The sequence below is a fragment of the Cyanobium sp. Cruz CV13-4-11 genome (assembly GCF_024346055.1).
Lineage (GTDB): Bacteria > Cyanobacteriota > Cyanobacteriia > PCC-6307 > Cyanobiaceae > Cyanobium.
Genome location: NZ_JAGQCH010000024.1, coordinates 1 through 21,282 on the forward strand (window position 1 = coordinate 1; position 21,282 = coordinate 21,282).

27 protein-coding genes and 1 pseudogene are annotated in these 21,282 nt (G+C 65.6%); 17 read left to right on the plus strand and 11 right to left on the minus strand.

Going from position 1 to position 21,282, the window contains the following annotated elements; genetic code table 11:
• Positions 1-127: 127 nt before the first annotated feature.
• Positions 128-619, plus strand: a complete 492-nt coding sequence (locus KBZ12_RS15120) for a hypothetical protein (protein ID WP_254958819.1) — start codon at positions 128-130, stop codon at positions 617-619.
• A gap of 82 nt (positions 620-701) precedes the next feature.
• Here KBZ12_RS15120 and KBZ12_RS15125 read toward each other — a convergent pair whose 3' ends face one another.
• The 4 genes from KBZ12_RS15125 to KBZ12_RS15140 all read right to left on the minus strand — a co-directional run bounded on the left by KBZ12_RS15125 (position 702) and on the right by KBZ12_RS15140 (position 3,744).
• Positions 702-1,544 carry a metal ABC transporter permease gene (locus KBZ12_RS15125; RefSeq protein ID WP_254958820.1) on the minus strand — a complete coding sequence of 281 codons (843 nt, stop codon included), beginning with the start codon at positions 1,542-1,544 and terminating at the stop codon, positions 702-704.
• A gap of 37 nt (positions 1,545-1,581) precedes the next feature.
• Positions 1,582-2,379, minus strand: a complete 798-nt coding sequence (locus tag KBZ12_RS15130) for a metal ABC transporter ATP-binding protein (protein WP_254958821.1) — start codon at positions 2,377-2,379, stop codon at positions 1,582-1,584.
• A complete protein-coding gene (locus KBZ12_RS15135; protein WP_254958822.1) occupies positions 2,376-3,347 on the minus strand; it encodes a metal ABC transporter substrate-binding protein in 972 nt (323 codons plus the stop codon). The genes KBZ12_RS15130 and KBZ12_RS15135 overlap by 4 nt, the downstream gene beginning before the upstream one ends.
• 211 nt (positions 3,348-3,558) lie before the next feature.
• Entirely contained in the window at positions 3,559-3,744 is a 186-nt protein-coding gene (locus tag KBZ12_RS15140) for a hypothetical protein (RefSeq protein ID WP_254958823.1), read from the minus strand.
• 100 nt (positions 3,745-3,844) lie between these two features.
• Here KBZ12_RS15140 and yidD point away from each other — a divergent pair, with 100 nt between their 5' ends.
• Positions 3,845-4,084 carry a membrane protein insertion efficiency factor YidD gene (yidD, locus tag KBZ12_RS15145; RefSeq protein ID WP_254958824.1) on the plus strand — a complete coding sequence of 80 codons (240 nt, stop codon included), beginning with the start codon at positions 3,845-3,847 and terminating at the stop codon, positions 4,082-4,084.
• A 64-nt stretch (positions 4,085-4,148) separates the two neighbouring features.
• Here yidD and KBZ12_RS15150 read toward each other — a convergent pair whose 3' ends face one another.
• Positions 4,149-5,249, minus strand: a complete 1,101-nt coding sequence (locus KBZ12_RS15150) for a WD40 repeat domain-containing protein (RefSeq protein WP_254958825.1) — start codon at positions 5,247-5,249, stop codon at positions 4,149-4,151.
• Between the two features lie 13 nt (positions 5,250-5,262).
• Positions 5,263-6,246 carry a GTP-binding protein gene (locus KBZ12_RS15155; protein ID WP_254958826.1) on the minus strand — a complete coding sequence of 328 codons (984 nt, stop codon included), beginning with the start codon at positions 6,244-6,246 and terminating at the stop codon, positions 5,263-5,265.
• A gap of 86 nt (positions 6,247-6,332) precedes the next feature.
• Between KBZ12_RS15155 and KBZ12_RS15160 the strand changes: the two genes are divergently transcribed.
• Together KBZ12_RS15160 and KBZ12_RS15165 are read left to right on the plus strand one after the other, a co-directional pair.
• Positions 6,333-6,785, plus strand: a complete 453-nt coding sequence (locus KBZ12_RS15160; RefSeq protein ID WP_254954529.1) for a Fur family transcriptional regulator — start codon at positions 6,333-6,335, stop codon at positions 6,783-6,785.
• Between the two features lie 4 nt (positions 6,786-6,789).
• Positions 6,790-7,965 carry an FAD/NAD(P)-binding protein gene (locus KBZ12_RS15165; RefSeq protein WP_254958828.1) on the plus strand — a complete coding sequence of 392 codons (1,176 nt, stop codon included), beginning with the start codon at positions 6,790-6,792 and terminating at the stop codon, positions 7,963-7,965.
• A gap of 78 nt (positions 7,966-8,043) precedes the next feature.
• Here the strand turns inward: KBZ12_RS15165 and KBZ12_RS15170 are convergent, their stop codons facing one another.
• Positions 8,044-8,226: a metallothionein gene (locus tag KBZ12_RS15170; RefSeq protein WP_254954531.1), complete on the minus strand. Its 183-nt coding sequence runs from the start codon at positions 8,224-8,226 to the stop codon at positions 8,044-8,046.
• A 272-nt stretch (positions 8,227-8,498) separates the two neighbouring features.
• Between KBZ12_RS15170 and KBZ12_RS15175 the strand changes: the two genes are divergently transcribed.
• From KBZ12_RS15175 to KBZ12_RS15185, 3 genes and pseudogenes are all read left to right on the plus strand, one after another.
• The gene (locus KBZ12_RS15175; protein ID WP_254954532.1) at positions 8,499-8,786 is read left to right on the plus strand and encodes a nucleotidyltransferase family protein; all 288 of its coding nucleotides are present in this window, start codon (positions 8,499-8,501) and stop codon (positions 8,784-8,786) included.
• On the plus strand, positions 8,786-9,118 hold the full coding sequence (locus KBZ12_RS15180; protein WP_254958829.1) for a DUF86 domain-containing protein: 333 nt from the start codon (positions 8,786-8,788) through the stop codon (positions 9,116-9,118). Before KBZ12_RS15175 ends, KBZ12_RS15180 begins: the two co-directional genes overlap by 1 nt.
• Positions 9,119-9,306: 188 nt before the next feature.
• Positions 9,307-9,510, plus strand: a pseudogene (locus KBZ12_RS15185) (thermonuclease family protein); the annotation flags it as partial.
• Positions 9,511-9,813: 303 nt separating this feature from the next.
• Here KBZ12_RS15185 and KBZ12_RS15190 read toward each other — a convergent pair.
• Positions 9,814-10,224 carry a MerR family transcriptional regulator gene (locus tag KBZ12_RS15190; RefSeq protein WP_254958830.1) on the minus strand — a complete coding sequence of 137 codons (411 nt, stop codon included), beginning with the start codon at positions 10,222-10,224 and terminating at the stop codon, positions 9,814-9,816.
• A 153-nt stretch (positions 10,225-10,377) separates the two neighbouring features.
• On the opposite strand from KBZ12_RS15190, the gene KBZ12_RS15195 reads away from it, so the two are divergent.
• Both KBZ12_RS15195 and KBZ12_RS15200 read left to right on the plus strand, forming a co-directional pair.
• On the plus strand, positions 10,378-10,629 hold the full coding sequence (locus KBZ12_RS15195) for a DUF3721 domain-containing protein (protein WP_315859432.1): 252 nt from the start codon (positions 10,378-10,380) through the stop codon (positions 10,627-10,629).
• Positions 10,630-10,643: 14 nt separating this feature from the next.
• The gene (locus KBZ12_RS15200; protein ID WP_254958831.1) at positions 10,644-11,048 is read left to right on the plus strand and encodes a hypothetical protein; all 405 of its coding nucleotides are present in this window, start codon (positions 10,644-10,646) and stop codon (positions 11,046-11,048) included.
• A gap of 249 nt (positions 11,049-11,297) precedes the next feature.
• On the opposite strand, the gene KBZ12_RS15205 is transcribed toward KBZ12_RS15200, so the two are convergent.
• Positions 11,298-12,926 (minus strand): iron uptake porin, encoded by a 1,629-nt coding sequence (locus KBZ12_RS15205; RefSeq protein ID WP_254958832.1) that lies wholly within the window; start codon positions 12,924-12,926, stop codon positions 11,298-11,300.
• Between the two features lie 284 nt (positions 12,927-13,210).
• Here KBZ12_RS15205 and KBZ12_RS15210 point away from each other — a divergent pair, with 284 nt between their 5' ends.
• Positions 13,211-13,810 carry a HupE/UreJ family protein gene (locus tag KBZ12_RS15210; RefSeq protein WP_254958833.1) on the plus strand — a complete coding sequence of 200 codons (600 nt, stop codon included), beginning with the start codon at positions 13,211-13,213 and terminating at the stop codon, positions 13,808-13,810.
• The gene (locus tag KBZ12_RS15215) at positions 13,807-14,358 is read left to right on the plus strand and encodes a phosphoglycerate kinase (protein ID WP_254958834.1); all 552 of its coding nucleotides are present in this window, start codon (positions 13,807-13,809) and stop codon (positions 14,356-14,358) included. Before KBZ12_RS15210 ends, KBZ12_RS15215 begins: the two co-directional genes overlap by 4 nt.
• Here the strand turns inward: KBZ12_RS15215 and KBZ12_RS15220 are convergent.
• Positions 14,259-15,128: an ArdC-like ssDNA-binding domain-containing protein gene (locus tag KBZ12_RS15220; RefSeq protein ID WP_254958835.1), complete on the minus strand. Its 870-nt coding sequence runs from the start codon at positions 15,126-15,128 to the stop codon at positions 14,259-14,261. The genes KBZ12_RS15215 and KBZ12_RS15220 overlap by 100 nt on opposite strands.
• 154 nt (positions 15,129-15,282) lie before the next feature.
• A complete protein-coding gene (locus KBZ12_RS15225) occupies positions 15,283-15,615 on the minus strand; it encodes a DUF4326 domain-containing protein (protein ID WP_254958836.1) in 333 nt (110 codons plus the stop codon).
• Between the two features lie 543 nt (positions 15,616-16,158).
• Between KBZ12_RS15225 and KBZ12_RS15230 the strand changes: the two genes are divergently transcribed.
• The 6 genes from KBZ12_RS15230 to KBZ12_RS15255 all read left to right on the plus strand — a co-directional run bounded on the left by KBZ12_RS15230 (position 16,159) and on the right by KBZ12_RS15255 (position 21,236).
• Positions 16,159-17,418, plus strand: a complete 1,260-nt coding sequence (locus tag KBZ12_RS15230) for a site-specific integrase (RefSeq protein ID WP_254958837.1) — start codon at positions 16,159-16,161, stop codon at positions 17,416-17,418.
• 129 nt (positions 17,419-17,547) lie between these two features.
• Positions 17,548-17,988, plus strand: coding sequence for an antitoxin Xre-like helix-turn-helix domain-containing protein (locus KBZ12_RS15235; RefSeq protein ID WP_254958838.1), 441 nt, complete (start codon positions 17,548-17,550; stop codon positions 17,986-17,988).
• Positions 17,988-18,446: an RES family NAD+ phosphorylase gene (locus KBZ12_RS15240; protein WP_254958839.1), complete on the plus strand. Its 459-nt coding sequence runs from the start codon at positions 17,988-17,990 to the stop codon at positions 18,444-18,446. Before KBZ12_RS15235 ends, KBZ12_RS15240 begins: the two co-directional genes overlap by 1 nt.
• A gap of 495 nt (positions 18,447-18,941) precedes the next feature.
• The gene (locus KBZ12_RS15245; RefSeq protein ID WP_254958840.1) at positions 18,942-19,463 is read left to right on the plus strand and encodes a DUF2493 domain-containing protein; all 522 of its coding nucleotides are present in this window, start codon (positions 18,942-18,944) and stop codon (positions 19,461-19,463) included.
• A 46-nt stretch (positions 19,464-19,509) separates the two neighbouring features.
• Positions 19,510-20,130, plus strand: coding sequence for a siphovirus Gp157 family protein (locus tag KBZ12_RS15250; protein ID WP_254958841.1), 621 nt, complete (start codon positions 19,510-19,512; stop codon positions 20,128-20,130).
• A 164-nt stretch (positions 20,131-20,294) separates the two neighbouring features.
• Positions 20,295-21,236 (plus strand): RAD52 family DNA repair protein, encoded by a 942-nt coding sequence (locus KBZ12_RS15255; protein WP_254958842.1) that lies wholly within the window; start codon positions 20,295-20,297, stop codon positions 21,234-21,236.
• The last annotated feature ends 46 nt before the right edge of the window (positions 21,237-21,282 follow it).

Below are 21,282 nucleotides of genomic sequence, written 5' to 3' on the forward strand. Positions count from 1 at the left end.
CTTGATCCGCAACGACAGAGGGGCGGGCATCGCAGGGCTCCAGACCGGAATCGGAACCCTGTTGTCGCGTCTTGAGACCCGCCTATGTAGTTGCGCGGACCCGCCTACCTAATCGTCGCCGAACATCGTGGGCAAGCTCCAGCCGATCCTGGCCAAGGCTTCCAGCTCCATCTCCCAGGCCACCCTCGTCAGCCGTGATCAGCGGGAGAAGGCACGGGCATCCGCTGTGGCTGCTGTGGAACAGGAGCCCGAGATCAAGGGCCTGGACCTCGATGACGTCCTCCAAGACCTCGATGCCATCCGTGATGTTGTGAACAACCTGCAGCCTTCACCGCTCACCCTGGCTGATCTGGAAGCCATTCTCGATCGCCCCGAACTCCTTCCGCCCGGCTGCAGTGCCACTCGAATCGGCAAATGCGATTTCAAGTGGACCCAGCCCGGTCTCGACAAGGAAATGCGTGTCACCTGCAACGCCTCCTACTACGAGGACAACAGCGATAGCTGTGAGCTGTGGGTGCCGGGGAGTCCGTTGTTTCCTTTGACCCTCTGCGAAGCATCCCAAGACGAGACTAAGCAGCCAAACACGACTGAATTCCAGCAGACAATCGCGGGCGGATGAAACTGAAGAATCCTCTTTCTGTTCACTTGCTCAATGCTGCAGTCACAGTAATGGCTGGCACAGAGCGCCGATCACGTCACGATCATTCCCGGGCGGCTTGGGCTGCACCAGGAGTTCGGGTCCCTGCTGGCACAGCAGATGCTGCAGACCAGTAACGCAGCTGGCTGACCAGCAGGGCCAGCACGAAGCCGGCGAACTGCACAATCACCACGCAGGGCCCCGAGGGCAGGTTGGTGAGCCCCGAGACCAGCAGTCCCAGCAGGGCACATCCCCCGCCCAGGGTGCCTGAAATCAGCATGTAAACAGGGAAGCGGCGGCTCAGCAGCCGGCCGGCACAGGCCGGAATCACCACAAAGGCGCTGATCAGGAGCACCCCCACCGCCTTGATCGAGACGGCCACCACCACCGCCAGCAAGATGATGAAGGCCAGGCGATGCCAGTTGGCACGGACGCCAAAGGCCCCGGCCAGGTCGTCGTTGAGCGTGAGCAGCACTTGGGCCCGCAGGCTCAGGGCCAGATAAACCAGCGCACCCAGGAGCAGCACGGCGATCACCACCAGGTCCGGCCAAGCAATGCCGAGGATGTCGCCGAACAGCAGCTGCTGGATGCCACCCCGGTAGGTCTCCACCAAGCTGAGAGCCACCACAGCAAACGCCAGGGAGGTGGAATACACGATGTTGAGCAGGGCATCGGCCGGTAGGCGGCTGCGTTGCACCAGCTGGTTGATCAGCAACGCAAAGATCACCGCAAACGGGATCAGCACCAGGGTGGGGTTGATCCCCAGCAGCAGGCCCAGGGTGATGCCCAACAGGGCGGAGTGCCCAAGGGCATCACTGAAAAAGGAGAGCTGACGCAGCACCGCAAAGCTGCCCAACAGCCCCCCAAGACTGCCGGTCAGCAGCCCGCCGATCAAGGCGCGCTGCATGAACGGTTGGGCCAGAAGCGTGGCCAGAGCAGCGCCGTCAACCACGACGCACACCACTGTTGTGCTCGTGCCGGTAGGGCACCACATTGGGCCCATACAGCTCCGCCAGACGCGCCGGGCTGAGGGCGTGATCGGGTGCCCCACTGCAGCGCAGGCGGCGATTCAGGCAGAGCACCTGATCACACGTGCGCCGCACCATCTCCAGATCGTGCGACACCTGCAGCACGGTCCAGCCCTCCTGGCGGCGGAGCTCCAGCAACAGCTGGTGAAACTGCTCGCCGGATGGGGCATCGAGGCCCGCCTGGGCCTCATCGAGCACCAGCAACTGCCGGGGCCGCACCACGCAGAACGCCAGCAGCACCCGCTTGAGCTGTCCGCCGGAGAGCTCGCTCAGCAGCCGTTCGCCCAGATCGCGGCAACCGGTGCGCTCCAGGGCGCGCTGCACCGCCCCATGGCGGCGTTGGCCGCCGGCCCAGGGCAGGCGCAGGCCTGGTGGATCGAACCCGAAGCCGACGAATTCCGCCACGCTGAGGGGAAAACGGCCTTGCAGGGCCAGGCTTTGGGGCAGGTAGGCGATCTGGGCGCGAACCGAACGGGGCAGCTGACCTGCAGGACCGAGGGCGTGGCCCATGAGGAGCACCGTGCCCGCTTGCCGCGGCAGCAAACCGAGAAGTGCTGCCACCAGGGTGCTCTTCCCCGCTCCATTGGGCCCCACCAGGGCCGTGTCTGTTTCCCTTGCCAGCTGAAAGCTCACCGCATCCACGGCCAGCAGCCCATCGCGCTGCACGGTCAATCCCTGCACCGCCAGCACCGGAGTGGCCGTGGAGCTGCTCATTCGCCGAAGGCCTGGCGAAGGTCCGCCACATTGCGGCGCATCACGCTGAGGTAGGTGCCCGGATCGCGGGAGGCCTGCTCGCTGGCGGTCTCCATCGGGTCGAACACGCTGATCGTCACGCCCAGATCCTTGGCCAAGGCATTGAAGGAGCGGTTCCCCTCCTGGGGTTCAGTGAGCAGCGCCCGCAGCTGGGTGCGCTCCACGATCTCGCTCACCCGCTGCAGGTCGGCGGGGGAGGGATTGATCTCGGGCACGTCCACCAAGAACTCCGCCTTGAGGCCGAAGCGCTCAGCGAAGTAGGGAGCGAAGTCGTGGAAGGCCACGAAGGTCTTGCCCTGGAAGGGCTTGAGCTGGCCTGCAAGCTCAGTGTTGAGCGCGCTGAGCTGGGTGGTGAAGGCCTCGGCATTGCGGCGATAGCCCTCGGCGCAGCTGGGATCGGCCTTCACCAGACCGTCGCGGATGTTCTCCACCTGCTGCACCGCACGCAGAGGATCCAGCCAGATGTGGGGATTCACCTCGCCGTGGGCGTGACCGTGGCCCTGCTCCTTGCCGTGCTCAGCCTCAGTGTGACCTGGCTCCTCTGGGGAGTCGATCGTGGCGATACCGCGGCTGGAGTCGATCACCACCAGCTGGCTGTTGCCGGATGAGCTCACAAGCTTTTCGAGGAAGGCCTCCATCCCCAGCCCGTTCTTCACCAGGACCTGGGCCTCCCTAAGGGCGGCCAGATCGCCCGGCTTGGACTGGAAGTCGTGGGGGCCAGTGTTGGGCGGAATCAAGGCTGTGACGTCTGCGCAATCTCCGGCCACCGCCCTGGTGAACAGGGTGATCGGCAGGAATGTGGTCATCACCTTGAAGCCCTTGCCACCGGAGCTGGAGTCGTTGGTCTGCCGCGGGGCTACGCAGCCCACCAGGACGAGAGCCAGTGCCAAAAGACCCGTGCGTTGCAGGCAGGCGAACAAAAGGGACATCAGGATTCAGGCAACACGAGTGGATGGCCCATCAGGGAAAGCAGGGCGGCGACCCTCACGGCAGAAGCTACTACAATGAGAATCGTTCTCATTGTAGCGGAGGCTGTTTCGTCTTTTTGAGCCCGTCACGCCAGGAGAAGCCGCAGGCGGCGAGGCCCGTTCCGCCAGCTCCGCTGCTGCGAGGGACTCGATCAGGGCCAGCCTGCTCGCCTCAGGCCATCTGCTCGGCTTGTTGCAGCAGGATCCCCATCAGGCCCTGGCCGCGTTGCAGGTCCTGTCCCGGCAAGTCGAACGGTCGCAGACCCAGCTGAACGAGGCGTCCATCGCCGAGCTCCAGAAGCGCCGCCTCCAGGCGCGTCAGGACGGCGACTTTCAGTTGGCCGACCGGTTGAGGCATCAGCTGATCGAGGCGGGGGTGACGGTCGCAGACGTCAGGGCCTGCCGTCCCATCGCTCCGCCAAGCCCTGCTCGACCCTCCCATCACCGTGGCTGAAACCGTGACGCGTCTCCTGCTGCTACTGATTCGCGGCTACCAGATCCTGATCAGCCCACTGCTGGGGCCCAACTGTCGCTTCACCCCCAGCTGCTCCCAGTACGCCATGGAGGCGATCCAGATCCACGGATTGATCCGAGGCAGCTGGCTGTCGCTCTGCCGGCTGGGTCGCTGTCATCCACTTCACCCGGGTGGCTACGACCCCGTTCCACCCCCTATTCAGAGAGAGACAAGCCAGCCATGACCGCCTCTGATCCGCAACGGCGCCTGGATCAGCTCAAGACGTTCATGGGCGTTGGAGCGGCTGTTCAACCAAACCCGGCCCCACCCGAACGCCGCTGACGTTCCCTGCTTGGCACCTCCACCGGCCACAGCCACCAGCGGCCTTGATCGCCACCGGCCGCCAGATGACGGCCATCAGGCCGCCAGGCCAGCGCCTGGAAACCTTGCCCCTCCCCTTCCAGCGGTTGCCGCAGCCGGCCACGGCTATCCCAGAGGCCCACGGTGCCGTCGGCGGAGGCGCTGGCCAGCAGGTTGCTATCGGGCGCAAAGGCAAGAGCATGAACGCGCTGCTGATGCCAGAGGAGGGGCTCGGGCTGCCAGCCCTGCTGGCTCTGATTGCGCTGTTGCCACAGCACCACGGTGTCTCCTGAGGCCACCGCCAAGGCGGGTGCCAGCCGACCTGCCTGATCGCTCCAGGCCAGGGCTCGCACCTTGGCAGGAAAGCCGCTGAACTGCCACGGCCGCCCCTGACCCGCCTCGGGCCAGAGCAGCAGGGATCGATCCATCTGGCCACAGGCCAGCAGGTCACCAATCGGCGAGAAGCTCAGCACCAGACCAGCTGAGCCGGTGGGAGCCCTCAGGGGCATCGCTGCAGGGGCAGCCTCGGGCTGCCAGAGGGCCAGTTCACCATGGCAGCTGGCCGCCAGCCGCCTGCCGTCGCAACTCCAAGCGAGGGCATGAACCGTGCCCGGCATGTCCAGGCACTCAGGGCGCCACGCGCGGACAGCCCCATCCCAGAGACGCACCTGGCGGCCCGCTGCCACCGCCAACAGCAAGCCCCGGGGCTGCCAGGCCGCCGCATCAAGCCAACCGGCATCCAATGGAATCGGATCAAGGGCCATGGGCCGGACACCGGTTTCGCCCAGCTCCCAGAGCAGCAGCTCACTGGCCTGGCCCACCGCCATCAGAAACTGTCCATCAGCGCTGAAGCCAATGGCATTGAGGCTGCTGTCGCGATCACTGCGCAGCAGCTCCTCACAACCGGCCCGGAAATCAAGCAGCAGAAGTTCACCGCCAGCACTGGCGATCGCCAGAAACTCGCCATCCGCCGACCAGCTCAGGGTCGTGATCCCCTGCTGCAGTTGCCCGCAAAGCCGTTCGCTCACCAGAGGAGCCGTCGCTGTCATCGTGCGGGACCCATCAGGCCACACAGGCGCTGAAGCCGTCCCGTAGTCCTTCTGGATCGAGATCCCGGCCGATGATCACAAACTGGGTGCAGCGCCGCTCTGCGGGTTTCCAGGGGCGATCGAAATCACCGTCCAGCAGCATGTGCACCGACTGGAACACGTAGCGATTGTCCTCTCCTTTGAGCTGGATGATTCCCTTCATCCGAAACAGATCAGGCCCCCGCTTGGCCACCAGATCCGAGAGCCAGCGCCCCAGCCTGTCGAGATCCATGGGCCGCTCCTCCACCAACGCCAGGGAGCCCACGGCATCGTCGTGCTCGTGGGCGTGCTCCTCAAGCAGGAAACCCTGATCGAGGCTGAGGGCACGCTCCAGCTCGAACGCATCCACTCCGAGGATCTGATCCATCGGAGCATCGGCATTGTGGGTGGTGAGCAGCCGCGCCATGGGGTTGATGGCCCGGATTCGCCGCTCGATACCCAGCCGCTCGCTCTCGTCCACCAGGTCGGCCTTGTTGAGCAGCAGCACATCGGCGAAGGCCAGCTGCTCCTGTACTTCCTCGGCCTCCCAGTGCAGGAGCACATGCTTGAGATCCACCAGGGTGACCACCGCATCGAGCTTCAGCTCATCGCGCAGGTCATCATCGACAAAGAACGTCTGAATCACGGGTGCTGGGTCAGCGAGACCGGTGGTTTCGATCACGAGATGATCAAAGCGATCCCGGCGCTTCATCAGGTTCCCGATGATGCGGATCAGATCACCACGAACCGTGCAGCAGATGCAGCCGTTGTTCATCTCGAAGATCTCCTCGTCGGCATCCACCACCAGCTGGTTGTCGATGCCCACTTCGCCAAACTCATTGACGATCACGGCCACCTTCAAGCCATGTTCGTGGGTGAGGATCCTGTTGAGCAGGGTGGTTTTGCCGGCACCCAGATAGCCGGTGAGCACCGTCACCGGCAGGCGATCAGCGGCTGGAATGGCACTGGTGAACGCCATGGCAAGGGGGAGAGGCCAGAAGGCCCCAAGTGGGGTGAGAATGGTTGTCGTTCTAGCAGCGGTAGCTTTCCACCCGCCGGCCCCCCATGGCAGCTTGCGCCTCGAGCACGATCCCAATCCGGCTGGAGACCGCCGCGCCGCCCTTGAGCCCTCGGCAGCAGAGGCTGTTGCATCTGCTGCGCCAAGCGGATCGGGAGCTGAGTGGCCAGGACCTGCATGCACTACTGCTCCAGGCAGGCCCCCCCTACGGCCTAGCGACCGTGTACCGCGGCCTCAAACAGTTGCAACGCCATGGCTTGGTGCGCTGCCGCAAGCTGGCCAACGGAGAGGGTGTCTATGCCCCGCTGGAGCGTGATGATCACCACCTCACCTGCGTTCTTTGCGGCTGCAGTGAACGGCTGTCGATCTGCCCACTTGGAGCCCGTGGCTTGGGGCTGACGACGGTTCTGCTGCAGGGGTTCAGGCCGTTATTTCACACCTTCGAAATCCACGGGATCTGTGCCCGCTGCCAACACTCAGAGGCCGCCAGTTTTGGATGAGCTGGTGATCGCAGGGGCTGGTCCTCAGGCTCTCAGCCTCTGTTGCCAGCTGCTGCAGAAACGGCCTCACTGGCGCCGGCGGCTACGGGTTGTGGACCCCAGTGGCACCTGGCTCTCACGTTGGGAGCAGCAGATGCAGCGCTGCGAGATTCCCTGGCTGCGCTCCCCTTCGCCCCACCATCCGCACCCCAACCCCCATGCGCTGCGGCGCTTTGCCCAGGAGCGGCGACGCAGCCGCGAACTGGAGGGCCCCCACGGTCTGCCGCACACAAGCCTGTTCAGCGCGTTCTGCCAGAGCGTGGTGGAGGAATTCCAGCTGGTCAAACAGGTGCAGGCGGCTTCGGTGCAGCAGATCCACCTGGATCAAGCAAAGCCTGCATCCATGGAAGTGAGACTGAGCGACGGTTCTGTCGTGAGGCCCCGCCGACTGGTGATTGCCACGGGCGTGGGCGTACCTGTGCTGCCGGGCTGGGTGCACGCCATCACGGCTGGTTATCCGGCCGAGGCCCTGCAACACAGCCAGACGATCGATCTCGACACCTGCGTGGGGCTGCGAGGACAGCACATCCTGATCGTGGGTGGTGGTCTCACCAGCGCCCATCTGGCCATGGGGGCTCTCAAGCGAGGCGCTCAGGTCAGCTTGTTGTGCAGGCGGGCTCTGAGCAGCAAACCTTTTGACGCAGACCCTGGCTGGATGGGCCCGAAACATCTCAAGAGCTTTCAGGCTGAGCCCTGCTGGCATCAGCGACGCCAGCAGGTGCTGGCAGCGCGTGATGGCGGCTCCATCACGCCCCAGTTGGCTGTCCAGCTTCAACAGGCTCGCCGTCAAGGCCACCTTCAGCTCCACGAGCACTGCCAGGTGCAAGCGGCTTCCTGGCATGCAGGCCAGTGGCAGATTCTCTGCCTTGACGGCAGCCGGCAACCAGCCCATCGCCTCTTGCTGGCCACAGGTCAACACCAAGGCATCAGCCACCACCCGCTATTGCGCCAGCTGCTGGATCAACAGCCGATCGAGCTGATTGACGACCTTCCTGTGCTGACCAGCGACCTGCGATTGCCTGGAACCAACATTCACTTGATGGGAAGCCTGAGCGCGCTGCAGCTGGGTCCGGCTGCCCGCAACCTGTTTGGGGGCAGGGAGGCGGCGCAACGGATCGCCCGGGCTGCCATCAAGGCATGAATCCGGGAACACCTTCAGGGCCGCAGACTCTGCCGCCGCTCTGGGTCCAGCCAGCCAGGCACAACCTGCCCTCAAGTCTCAGCCATGGCATTCACAGCCACAGCCGGCGTGGCAGGGCTCACCGTTGGGGTGCCCCTTGGCACAGACCTCGCTGCAGAACAGCAGGGCGCCGTTGCGGAACGGGCTGTCCGCTTGCACCGTGCAGTGGCAGCCCGGGCAGGCGCACTGCATCGTGGCGGGTTTCTCCAGGGTCGCGTTCATGGCCTCTCCTTGCTCCGTACCGATGAACCCAGTCTGGTGCCGCCGGCGCCGGGGAGGAACGGCTTGCCGTACTGACAAGCCGGACTGCTGGATCTATTAATGAATCAGAGGCCACGACCAGGGCAGCGCGAGCCCAGACCCTGCAACCGGCCCAAGGGCGCTCGATACGGGGCGCCCTTCTCATTGGGGATAAGGCCAGCGGTGACCATAAACCGAGGCGGCAAGGCCAGCTGAGCCACTTCTCTTAGAATGACCCTGGCTTCTGGGCATCCATGCGCCTCGACGACCTGCTGGCTCAGGCTCCAAGGATCCGGGAGATCGCCACCGCGCACGGCGCCACCAATCTGGCGGCGTTCGGCTCTGTGGCCCGTGATCAGGCCGGACCCGACAGTGATCTCGACCTCCTGGTGGACCTTCCCCCCCGCACCGGCCTGCTGGAGCGCATCGCCCTGAAGCTGGCCTTGGAGGACACGTTGCATTGCCGCGTGGATCTGATTCGCCGCCGCAATCTCAAACCAACCGCTCTGGCCTCTGCTGAGCGGGATGCGATTCCCCTGTGATGTCACCAAGGGACCGTGATGCCCTGGCTGACATCCTGACCGCGATCCGTCGGGTTCAAGGCTTTCCCATCCCCGATCGCGAAACGTTCCTGGCCAGCGACGTTCTCCAGGACGCCGTGGTGCGCAATCTCGAGATCATTGGAGAAGCCACCAAGCGGCTGAGCGACAGTTGCCGCCAGCAACATCCGATGATTCCCTGGCGGGAGATGGCAGGGATGCGGGATGTGCTGATCCATGCCTATGACCGCGTGGACCTCGAGGAGGTGTGGATCACCCTGAGCGAGCAACTGCCTGCGCTTCTGGCACAGATTGAGCCTGTGCTCAGCGAGTGATCAGGTGGCCACTGATCGGTGCCGCTGCCCTCATCGCCGGGTGGTGCAGCGGCTTCTCCGTTGGCCTGGCGAAAGCTGAACAGCAGGCTCGCGCCACGGTGCTCTCGATCGGGGACAGCGACACCATCCGTGTGCTGCAGGGACAGCAGCGGCTCACGATCCGGCTGGCCTGCATCGATGCACCGGAGATGGCGCAGGCTCCTGATGGTGCCAACGCCCGCCGCTATCTGCAGACCCGCTTGCGGCTGGGCTCCAGCGTGACCCTCAGGCCCCAGACGGTGGATCGCTTCGGGCGCACGGTGGCGGAGGTGATTGGGGAGGTGAATCTGAACCTGGCGCTGGTGGAGGACGGCATGGCGTTTGCTTATCGGAAGTACCTGGGCCAGTGCGACGCCAGGGAGTATGTGGAGGCCGAATTCCGGGCTTCCCGCAGCCGCTACGGGGTGTGGAGGGTGCCGGGTGGGATCACCCGCCCCTGGGACTTTCGAGGTGGCAGAACAGCAGGGCGATCAGCCAGCACTGCCGAATCGAATCCTGGTGCCGGAGGTTTCGCTGCCGTGGGATCGGCTCCTTTGCACGCGCCCAGGAGTTGCTGCGGCTTCTGCGCAGCAGTAGTGCGCCCCCCACGGGGCGCCTTCCTGTTGGCCATGGGGTCCTCACGATTCAGCGAAATCGCGACAACGCAAGCCCACGGCTCAACGTTGCAGCTTGGACCCTCCGCAGTCCTGCCAGCTGCTGAGCAGACGTGCCAGCTCGTCTTTCATGGCGGCGAGCTCACCGATCCGCAGGTTGATCGATTCCATCTTGGCCGCAATGCTGTCTTTCAGAACAGCGCAGTTGCAGACACCAGCTCGCCGCACTTCCAGGATCCTCGCCAACTCGGGAATCGAGACGTCCATCGCCCGCAGGGCTCGAATGATCGCCAGCTCAGCGAGATTCTCCTCATCAAACAATCGGTATCCACCTGCGGAGCGATCCTTGGGCTGGAGCAGGCCTTCATCGCAGTAATAACGGATCGTCTTCACCGGCAGGCCGGTGCGCCTGGCTACCTCGCCGATGCGAAGACTGGGAACAGGGCTTGCTGATTGGGATCCCTGGCGGGCCAAGGCAAGAACCCTCCACTGGGTAGAAGCTTCACCAGCCTAGGAGGCGCCAGAAAAGCGAGGGAAGCTGGCCAAGAGTCTCCAGCAGTCGTGCGTTACTAGAGACATTCGCTAGGGTGGGAGCTCAGCAGGCCAGCCTGCGCTCGCACCCGTCCCGTGTCGATCCTTTCAAGTCCGTGGCCAGCTCGGGCGGCAGCCGCGATCGGAGCCAACCTCCTGTTCTCCGCCGCCGGCCTCGCCGCTCCAGCCGCCGGTTCTGGCGGCGTCCCGGCGATGTACGCCACTCAGGCAGAAGCGGAGAAGGCCGCCAAGCTGCATTTCAACTGCACCGGGGCCCACAAGATGGGAGATCAGTGGATGCCCTGCGCCAAGCATGGTGGCGCCCAGGGCTCCTCGCACCCCCACTGAGGCCAGGCACTCCCATGGCCCAGTGCGGCGACAAGCCCAAGCGGATCGCTTTCGGGGTGGCGCCCCTGGGCATCATCTCGATCGGCATCGTGCCGATGGGGGTGGTGAGCATCGGCGTCGTGCCGATGGGGGTGATCAGCATCGGGGTGGTGGGCATGGGTGTGCTCAATGCCTGCGTGGTGGGGATGGGGGTGGTGGTGGCCGGTGTCAGTGCCATGGGGATCTGGTCGCTGACCCCAGGCAGTGGCCATCAACACCACAGCAACGGGGCGGCGCAGCAACAGCTGCTGGCCTACCCGAGCCGGCAGGTGGCCCTTCAGAAAGCGCGTGAGCTGGGCTGCGAGGGCGTGCACGCCATGGGTGACCTCTGGATGCCGTGCGCTGAGCATCCAACGCAACATTCCACACATCAACACTGAACAATGAAATCGATTCGCAACCTCAGCCTGGCCCTGATCTTTGCCCTCCTGGCATCCACGCCTGACGCCCTGGCCTGTGGCGGCGGCGGGTCAGGCAGCTATCGCAAACCAGCCCGGCCTGGCCAGCACCAGCATCAACACAGTCCGGCGGCGCCATCTTCTGAGAATGGATCCACAGCTCCTCAGCGCGCTCCCCAGTAGGAGCGTTTCAGGAGCTGTGGATGACACTCTGAACAAACGAGCTTCCGATCAGAAGCGGAAGCTCGTCTTCACCAGTCCGCCGAACTGGCTGAAGCTTTCGCCCGAAGGTGTTGCCTGGCCAAGGGGGCGGCTGAGATAGATCAGAGCCGGTGTGATCGAGATGTTGTCAGTCACCTGGAACTTGTACCACCACTCCCACACATAGTTGCCGTCGTTCGGGGTTACGCCGCCGCTGAGCGCTGTAGCAAAGACGGGTTGGGCCACAGCAAAGCCGAAGTCATTGCCCTTGGCGAACACATCGGTCCACTGCAGACCCACCATCCAGGACTGGCTGGTGCTGAGGCTGCCGCGGGGTTGGGGCGTGCTGTAGGTGGTGCTGTTGATTCCCCATCCGAGGCTCAGGGAAGGCAGCCATCCGCTGCGGAGCGGTTGCCAGAAGGCGCTCAGGCCCCATGCACTGGTTGAGGCATTGATGTTGTGATCGATCGCGCTGTGCGTGAACGGGGTGGTACCAGGCACGAACTGGGTCTCTGGTTGCACGTAGGTCCAGATCGCAGCCAGACCCCACTGCTCCTGCTGATAGCCCAGCTGGACACTGCCGGTGGCGCCGGAATTCCTGTTGCCAAGACCACCGCCACCGTCCTCCACCGAAACACTGGGATTGCCGCTGTCGCCATTGGCGGCCACGTAGTTGGCACTGAGGCTGAAGCCGTTGCTCTGCCACCACAACCCTGCACCAGCGCCGAGATTCTTGCTGTAGGCCGCCGGCGCACCATTCACCGTCATCACATTGAGGATGGTGTCCGACGGATACACGCTGGGCCACAGCGCCAGCATGTCTTCCTGCCCCACGCGGGCACCCAGGGTGGCCGTGAACCCACCACCGAGGGGCCATTGGTAGAAGAGCTTGTCGATGGAGACGACGTCGCCGCAGTCGGTTCCGGTCCCGCAATCCTCTTCGAACGCCACTTCAAGCTCAGCCAGGCCGAGGGCATGCGGTTCACCACCAAAAACGCTTTGGCCGAAGTTGCCGGCCCGCAGGTTGGTGCGCAGCAGATCCTTGCCGTTGAAGCTGGTGTCGAAGGTCAGCTGCACGTCGTAGTTGAACGTGGTGGCACTGGGCAGGGGTACTGGCGTCCGTGGACGGCCCGTGAATTCATTCGGTGCCCGATTGACCGTGTTGGCCCCCGTGTTGATCGCCGATCCTGAGAAGGTATTGGCGCCCACCACAAACGTGGCCTGGCCGCTCAGCTTGGTGGTGGTGGAGAACCGGGTGGCCTCCAGCTCACCCACCTTGGCTTCGAGGCCATCGACGCGGCCGCGCAGCACGGCGAGTTCCTTCTCGAACTCGGCCATCAGGCGCTTCAGCTCGTCGGTCACCTCGGTGATCCGGTCGAGGCAGGCGTTCAGCAGGGCGGCGGCCTCGTAGCGGGTCATCGCCTGGCCACCCTTGAAGGTGCCGTTGGGATAGCCGGCGACGCAGCCGTAGCGCTCGATCAGGTTGGCCAAAGCCTGAAAAGCCCAGTCGCCCGGCCTGACGTCCGAGAACTGGGTGATGCTGGTGACCTGCTCCTGGCTGGCGTATCGGTTCACCCCCGCCATGTCGAGGTTCGCGGCGTGGGATGCCTGCGGAGCCGCCAGACCGAGAACGATGAGCGTGGAACGCAGAGGAAGCATGGAACAGAGTCTCCTGAGCACCGCCGGGCCGGCGGCTTGCTCGAAATAATCACCCATGTCTCCACCAACTCGCGAGCACTGGAGACAACGGTCATGGTTTGGACACCACAGCCAGGCCGTCCCTCCCGGCCTCGGTTTCGTCCCTCGCGAAGTTGCTCGCCATCGGCCTTGTTCCTGGCAGCTCCTCTGGGCGCCAGTGGATGCCCTGCTCCGAACACCCCCATTAGGGGCACGCCTGGGGCCCGGGTGACAGATCCTGGATGGAATGCAGCTGCCTGAGATTGATGGCTCGAACCAACTGGCCATGGACCTTGCTGGCCTGTGTCGCCCTGGCCCTGGCGCCGATGGCTGCCTGGGCCCATGCCGATCCGCACCCCGGTGGTGGGTTCGTGGCCGGCTTGCTTCACCCCATCTCGGGCCTCGATCACGTGGTGGCGATGGTGGCCGTGGGTCTCTGGGGGGCAGTGCTAGGCCCGCCGGCCTTGTGGGTGCTGCCGGTGGCGTTTCCGATGGTGATGGCTTTCGGAGGGCTGCTCGGCCTTCTGGGCGTTCCGATTCCGGGGGTGGAGATCGGCATCGCCGCCTCGGGCATGGTGATGGGCCTGATGGTGCTGTTCGAGCTGAAGCCGCCGCTCTGGTTGGCGGCGCTGATCGTCTCCGCCTTTGCGGTGTTCCACGGCCATGCCCACGGCGCTGAACTGCCCGCCGGCAGCAATGCCCTCCTCTACAGCCTGGCTTTTGTGATCGCCACCGGCCTGCTGCACCTGCTGGGGATCCTGCTGGGCGAGACGCGCCGCTGGCCCGGTGGCCGGCGCTTTGTGCAGGGGGCCGGTGGGGTCGTGGCGCTGATCGGGTTCTTTTTCCTCGAGCAGGCCCTGCGGTGATCGCACCCTTCGCCCACCTCAACGCCACCGGGTTCGGGCCGTGGGCTGATGGCATGGCTCGGCTGTTCCTGGAGCCCACGGAGCTGCTGTTGGTGATTGGCCTGGTGCTGCTGGGCGTGCAGGCCAACCGCGCTGTCAGCAATCGCCTGCCCTTGCTGCTGCCGCTGGCCTGGCTCCTGGGGGGCCTGATCGGCCTGCGCCTGCCATCGCCCCTGCTGCTGGCCGTTGTCTGCACAGGCCTGTTGGCGGCCCTGGGTTTGCTGGTAGCCCTCGGTCTGCGGCTGCGACAGGCGCTGCTGCTGCCGCTCGCTGCTGGCCTGGCGGGGCTGTTCGCCCTGGTGGCGGGATCGGCCCTGGCCGGTCATTCAGGAGCGATGGCGGCCCTGCTGGGGGAGGCCATCGCCATTGCCTTCTTGACCACCCTGCTCAGCCAGCTGCTGGCTCCTCCTCATCCGTGCTGGCGGGACATCGCCATTCGGGTGGGCGGCAGCTGGATCACCGCTGCCTCCCTGCTGATGCTGGGCTGGCTGGTCCGCCATCCGCAGTAATGCCCCCGCAGCCATCCAGCTCCACAATGGTGATCACGGTTCAAGCGGGTCCCGCCCTGGAGGCAACGAGGAAAGTCCGGTGGGGTGAAGGTTCGTTCTGAGCCGAGTCCGGCGCTGTCCCGAAGCTGTGATGGGGGCACCCAGGTGGCATAGAGCGCTGCGGCCCCGTGGAAGCTCTCGCGCTCCGGCAGCTGGATGCGATCGGAGCCTGGTGAATAGAAGGCCCGCTCGCCGCCCCAGCTGGCTGGCACCGGCCAACCAGAGAGAACTTGCTCGGCCTCCTCAATTCGCTCCAGCGGCGCTCGGGGCTCCACCTTTGGCAGCCGGGCCTCAATCAGCCCAGCCAGCGCCTCACCCACCAGATCGCAGGCATTGAACACCGGCACCGGCGGATAGCTGGCCCAGCTGTGGAGCACCTTCTCGCAGCCCTTGCCCTCCTCCTGGTGGGAGTGCAGCTGGGGCCGCAGGATGCGCACCGACTTCGATCCCTTCCTGGAGAAGAGGCCCAGCTTTTTCGCCTCGGCGAAGCAGCACCAGAACGGCAGCTCGGCGCCCCGCATGGCCATCCCCAGCTCCAGGAGGATGGGATTGCCGCCCCGGTAGGCCCGACCGCTGAGCAGATTGATGTGGACGCCGCCGCAACGGCTATCCCATGGCCGGCGCCAAAGCGTGCTGCCGGCCTCGAGCAGCTCGATCAGATCGCGCACCATCGCTTCCTCGGGCGAGGGACCGGAGACCTTGTGGCGGCGCGTGGTGGTGGATGCGGCCATGGGGAAGGGCGCAAAGGACGCCGACGTGCCTGCGCGGGGGAGCGCAAGGGCGGGAGGCCCGCCAGGGCCGAACCGCTCGCGCAGCCCTTGCGCCATCCCGCGCACACTGAGGCACCCTGCGCTCCTCCCTTTCAACAAAAGGGAGCCCTACAACTCAGGCTGTGATGCGCCTTTGCGCTTCCAGCCAGAGCAGCGCAGAGCGGATCACCTCGGCGTGGAAGGCCAGCGGCGCGCACCAGCACAGCAGCTCCAGCGGGCCCACCTTGGCCTGGGCGAGCAACTGCTCCAGCTCGCGCCGCTGGATCGAGCCGGGCACCTGGAGCTGGGCCCAGAGCCAATGCCGGTAGCGGGAAATCACCTCAGCGCGGCTGCCATCGCGGCCGAGCTGGAAGGGATTGCCCAGCGGGCTGGGCCGGCCCACATAGACCTGACCGGGCAGGGGATCAGAGAGCCTGCTTCGCCGGGCCTTGCCGATCGTGATCTCCATGGCGCCTCCACCTGGTAACAACACCCAACGCCACAAGAGCATCAGCGGCAGTGGCAGAAATTGGTGATTGTTCCAGTGAACGCCTGGGGCAAGATCTGCAGCAGAGTCACCACAGCTCTGGAAACCATCCCTCGGCCGAGCTGAGCAGCTTCAGAATCAAGCTTCTGCCGTGGGGCTTGGCTACTGGTTATGGCGTGGAGCAGTGCATTCCGCAACGCTGTGCGAATGGCGCACGACGGGGAATGAGCAGCGTTCAGTATCGCTTTGCAGCATGACCACGCCACCGTCCAAAGGCCTGGCCGAATCAGGGCGCCGGACGTTTTGTGCTCATTTTGTGCTCAACCCGCTGGGCCGATCCCTGAAAAGTCAATCGGGGCGACAGGATTCGAACCTGCGACCTAGTGCTCCCAAATCAGCCAGTTTTTCGAGATTCTCACTGGCAAGACCCGTTGCTGCAACTGGTTTTGTCTGAGGCTGTCCGGCCTTGTCCGGGCCAAAAGGGCCGTTTTTCCGTACAGTTGTACGAACGCCTCGGGGGCTCTGATGGCTGTCCGAACCCGCCATGACCAGCCCTGGGTGAAGGGCTTCCGTTCCGCCGTCCGCGCCAGCACCCGCGAGGGCTGGTGGGTCCGCGAACACCGCGGGCGGATGCGGCTGGAGACCGTTGGGCCTGACGGCCGCATGCAATCGGTCGCTCTGCCTTTCGACTGGGCGAAATCCCAGACCGGTGACGCTGTCGCCCGCGTGCGCGCGATCTACCGGCTGGTCGGCGAAGGTCATTCCTTGAAAACTGCCGCTCTGGTGGCTGCTGGTGAGGCGCCCCAGGTCAGCATCGACTGGGAGCAGGTTGCCGAGAACTTCCGGATCCAGAAGCTCGAGCACGGCACCTCGATCAAACCCGCCACATGGGAAGACCATTACGCCCCGGTCATCGGCATGGCGGTGGACTTGCTGACAGGTGATGAGGCTCCCACCAACCCGGCTGATCTGATCGATCGCTGCATCCGCGATTGGCCGCCAGGCAGTCGAATCCGTCAGATCCGCGCTCAATCCGTCGCCCAACTGCTGCGACATGCGGTGTACCGAGAGAAGGCTCCTGTTCATTGGACTCCTCCCAGCACGCTGCGCCACCACATCGGCACCAAGTCAAGGGAGTCAGCGATTGCCACCCAGAAGGGAGATCCCTTCACCGATGGGCAGATCCTGGCGTTGCTCGATGGCCTCCCCCAGGATGAGGCCGGTCGTCGCTGGGCCGACGCGATCCGGCTCATGGCGGAGCTGGGGCTGCGGCCGATCGAGCTTCTGCATCTCAGCGTGCGCACCGATGCCAGCTCACGGGAGGCCTACTGGTGGTGCACCTACCGCAAGCGAAGCGGTGGCGGCGTGACCGAACCGCGCCGGTTGTTCCCCCTCCCGCTGGTCGACCTTGATGGGGAGGTGCAGCAGTGGAATCTGCTCGCTCGGTGGCAGGCACGGCTCATCGAGCTGCCGCCCCTCAGCTCCGGGAACGGCGCAGCAGATTGCATCAAGACCTATCTCTCACGAAAGCCTGCCTGGCGATCGCTGCGCGAGGCGATGAAGGCCAACGCCCAGCGCGCTGTGATCTACAGCTTCCGGCACAGCTACAGCCTTCGCGGCCACCAGCGGGGCATTGACGCCGGGAGCATGGCCCAGGCGATGGGTCACAGCTTTGAGGTGCATTGCCGCTCCTATCCCTGGGCCAGTACCGCGGGCACGATCGCCGCGTTCCATCGAGCCTCTGCCTCTCTCGTCAGCAGCACTGACGTGGGCTCAGGTCGCTGAGCCGTCTTGATCCAGTCGCCTGGTCACCGGCTCCCCGACTGCACATGGAAGGGATCCCGCCATCACCCCTGTCGGCGGAGCGTGCATCGAATCATTGTCCCGGCCATACGGCAGCGCTATCATTGCCATATGGCACCGATAGCTCCTGCATCGCATTCCGGCCCCCATGGGCCCGCCAGGGTTCTGGCGCTGGAAGGCGATCGGCCGGCGGATCTGCTGGCAGCTGTCCGGCATGGTCTGCCATTCACGGCCCTGGAAGCCATCGCCAGCCAGCTGGATCTCCCCTCCGCGGACATCGGGGTACTGCTGGGGATCCCGCAGCGCACCTTCGCCAGGCGGCGCAAGACCCTCCTACTCAGTCCGCAGGAATCGGATCGGCTCTACCGCCTGGCACGCACCGTTTCGATGGCGGCTGAGGTGCTGGGCAGCCAGGCCAAAGCGAGACAGTGGCTGACCTCGCCCAACCGGGCGCTGGCCGGTGAGGTGCCGCTGCAGTGGCTCGACACCGACATTGGGTCTCGCCAGGTGGAGGAGGTGCTGCTGCGCCTGAGCTATGGCGTGTTCAGCTGATGCTGCTCTGGCGGATCGCCCGGGAGATTCATGTCGACTCCGCTCTGGAGGGTGTGGGCGGTCTGATGGTTTCTGGCCGCTGGCACCGACGCGGGCATCCAATCCTCTACACCGCCAGTTCCGCAGCCCTCGCGGCCCTGGAGGTGCTAGTGCACGTGGAACCGCTGCAGGCGCCTGACGATCTGCGCCTGCTGGGCCTGGAGCTGCCGGACGAGCTGACCATCGAGGAGCTGGTTCCAGCGATGCTTCCTGAAGACTGGCGCAGCGTGCCGGCACCGGATAGCACCCAGTCCATCGGCAACGCCTGGCTGGAGCGCAGATCCAGCGTTGCTCTACGGGTTCCCTCCGTCGTCGTTCCGATGGAAACCAACTTTCTGCTCAATCCGCGCCACCCAGATATGACCAGGGTGCGCATCAGCAGCAACGAGGCATTTCGCTTCGATTCCAGGTTGCGCTGAAAGGGCCCAAGGGCTTCCCCCGTCGGCTTCACCGATTGGTTCTTGGTCGGATGCACTGCAGCAGACGCCGCAGGGCTCCGGTCGGAAGCAGCCGTCCTTCAGCGTGCCACGGCTGCGCCGTGGCGTGCATCGGCCAGCCGCCGCCGCCCTCCGCTCCGGGGCCGGTGTGGGGGTGGCGGGCATGGCTGCCCTCCCGCGGCTGCGGTGGCCGGGCAGTTGTCCCGTCCATGGGGCTGGGGTACTGCCCCAGGTTTCCTCGCGCGGCTGCGCAGCCGGTTGGGCATTCAGGGCTGAATCTGCTGCGGTTGTTTATCTGTCTCCAGGGCCTCCAGCGCATGGCGCCGCTTTGCGTAGATCCATTGCCCTGCAGGGGCTCTGCCGGTCTCTCAGTGCGTTTGTACTGGTAGAATGAAGGTTGCGCCAAAGGCCACGAGCCCATCGCCTGCGGCAACGAAATCCTCGGACAACTTGCCCCGTTCGTTTGCTCTGTAGCCCATGAGCTTGTCCTCTGCTGCAGTGGCCCAGGCCGCTGCATTGCCTTCCCTTGGCCTCCTGCCGCCGCCGGTGCTGGCCCATCGCTCGGTCGTCATCGTCGCGGCTGGTGGCCGTGATCTCGTCTGGCCTCAGGAGCGCATCGCCTCCGCTCTCCTCCAGCGCAGCGGTGGCCGGCCTGTCCATCTGTTGCTCCATGGCGGTGCCCGTGGGGCCGATCAGGCCATCGGCCGGGCGGCCCATCAGCTCGGCTGGCGCGTTCAGTCCCTGGCTGCCGAGTGGCGGCGTTATGGCCGCTGTGCTGGCCCCATCCGCAATCGGCGTCTGCTTGAGCAGGCCCTGGTCGAGGCCCAAGCCCACACCTCCCCGGCGTTCAGCGCCTCGGTGCTGGTGATCGCCTTTCCCGGTGGGCCAGGCACGGCCTCGCTGGTGCAGCAGGCCCGCCGCTGCTCCTCCCGTTCGCCGGTGCCGGTGGTGGTGATGGAAGTGCCGCCGCCGTTCTCGCCGGAGCCCCTCGTTGCCTGAGCGGCGATCGCAGAGCCGTTCTCCCCCTTCCTCTTCTCGCATCCCCATGTCCGTTCTCACCGCCCCCGCCGCTCCTCTCGCCCCGGCTCTCCCTCAGGCCGTCGGGCCGTCCTGCACCTTGCAGCGTTCCGGTTCCCTCTGGCAGCTGGGCATCGAGGCCCAGGAGCTCACCACCGCCATCGGCCGGCTCGCCGAGCAGCTGGAAGCCGACGACGGGGATTCCCGCGCCCAGGCCCTCGCCGAGCTGGAGGCTGCCCTGCTGGCCGAGGAGGGCAACAAACAGGCTCTCGCCGCCAAAGCCGATGCCACCTGCTGGGTGATCGAGCACCTGCGTGGCCAGGCCGCCTACCGGCAGCAGCAGGCGAAGCGGCTCACGGAGCTATCCCGCTCTGATGCCTCCCGGGCCGACGCCCTCGAAGACTCGCTGGTCCTGGTGCTGACCCGCCTGCAGCCCACTTCCACACGCTTCTCCTTCCCGAATCACGAGCTGACCTCCCGCAAGTCCCAGGCCGTCGAGATCGCCGACGAAGACGCCCTCCCCTCCGAGTGGCTCGCCCTCAAGACCACCAGCCAGCCCGACAAGGCCGCCATCAAAAAAGCCCTCAAGGCCGGCCACCTCATCCCCGGTGCCCAGCTCGTCTCCCGCCGCTCCTGGCGCATCCACTGAGGGGCCAGAGGCCCCTTGCAACTGGGGTTCCGGCTGGGCAGCCGGGGCCCCCTTCCCGTCCTCCTCACACCATTGCATCCATCGTCATGACCGTCGCCGCTCCTTCCACCAACGGGACCAGCCGGCCCGCTGCGCCTCGTCCCGTCCAGAGGCCGCCCTCAGCCTTGGAGCTGATCCGCTCCGTCGATCGCGCCGAGGAGGCTCCAGCACCAGGGCCCGCACCAGCCTCAGCGCCGGCAGCCCCCCAGGCTCAGTTCTCTGGCTTCTCCCCTGAGCAGCTCGCTGCACTCTCTGCCCCGCTCGATCGGGCCAACGTCCGCCAGCGCGAGCAGGGCCGCAGCCGCGTGAGCTATCTGGAGGGTTGGCAGGTGATCGCGGAAGCCAACCGCATCTTTGGCTTCGATGGCTGGCAGCGGCAGACCATCGCCGTCCGCTGCGTCGCCCAGGCCGAGCGGCTGATCGGCCGCGAGCAGAAGCCTGGCTGGGGCGTCACCTACACCGCCCGTGTCCGCGTCACCGTCACCGCCGGTGGGCTTCCCCCTCTGGTTCGGGAGGGCAGCGGTGCCGGCCACGGCATCGACGTGGATCTGGGCCAGGCCCATGAATCAGCGCTCAAGGAGGCCGAGACCGACGCCATGAAGCGGGCCCTGATGACCTTCGGGAATCCGTTTGGCCTTGCCCTCTACGACAAGGCGCAGCGGCAGGTCAGCAGTGCCGCGGGCCAGGGTGATGGAGCCCAGCGGCCAGTTGGGCAGCGGTCTGCTGTGAGCCGGCCGGCAGCTGGTGCTTCCACCGCCTCCCCAGGCCAGGGTCACACCCAGGCCACTGCCCCGGCGGCACCGCCATCAGCACAAGCCGACCCCGGCCAGGTGGCCCTCGATGCCGAGACCATCCAGCACCTCCACAGCACCCTGCGAGCCCTGCCCAGGCCCCTGCTGGAGAGCCTCACCCGGGCCTTCCGCAAGCGTTTCCAGGTTCCCGAGGAGGCGGCGACCATCGCCGACCGGATCAACCAGAAGTGCCACCACGACTGGATCGAGGCGTTTCTCGTGTCGCACCGAGAGGTGCGCTTGGCAGAACAGCACCAGGGCGGCGGCGTGTCCTGATCCAACAGCAGACAGCGTTCCAACCCGGTTCGGGCTGTTGTGCGCC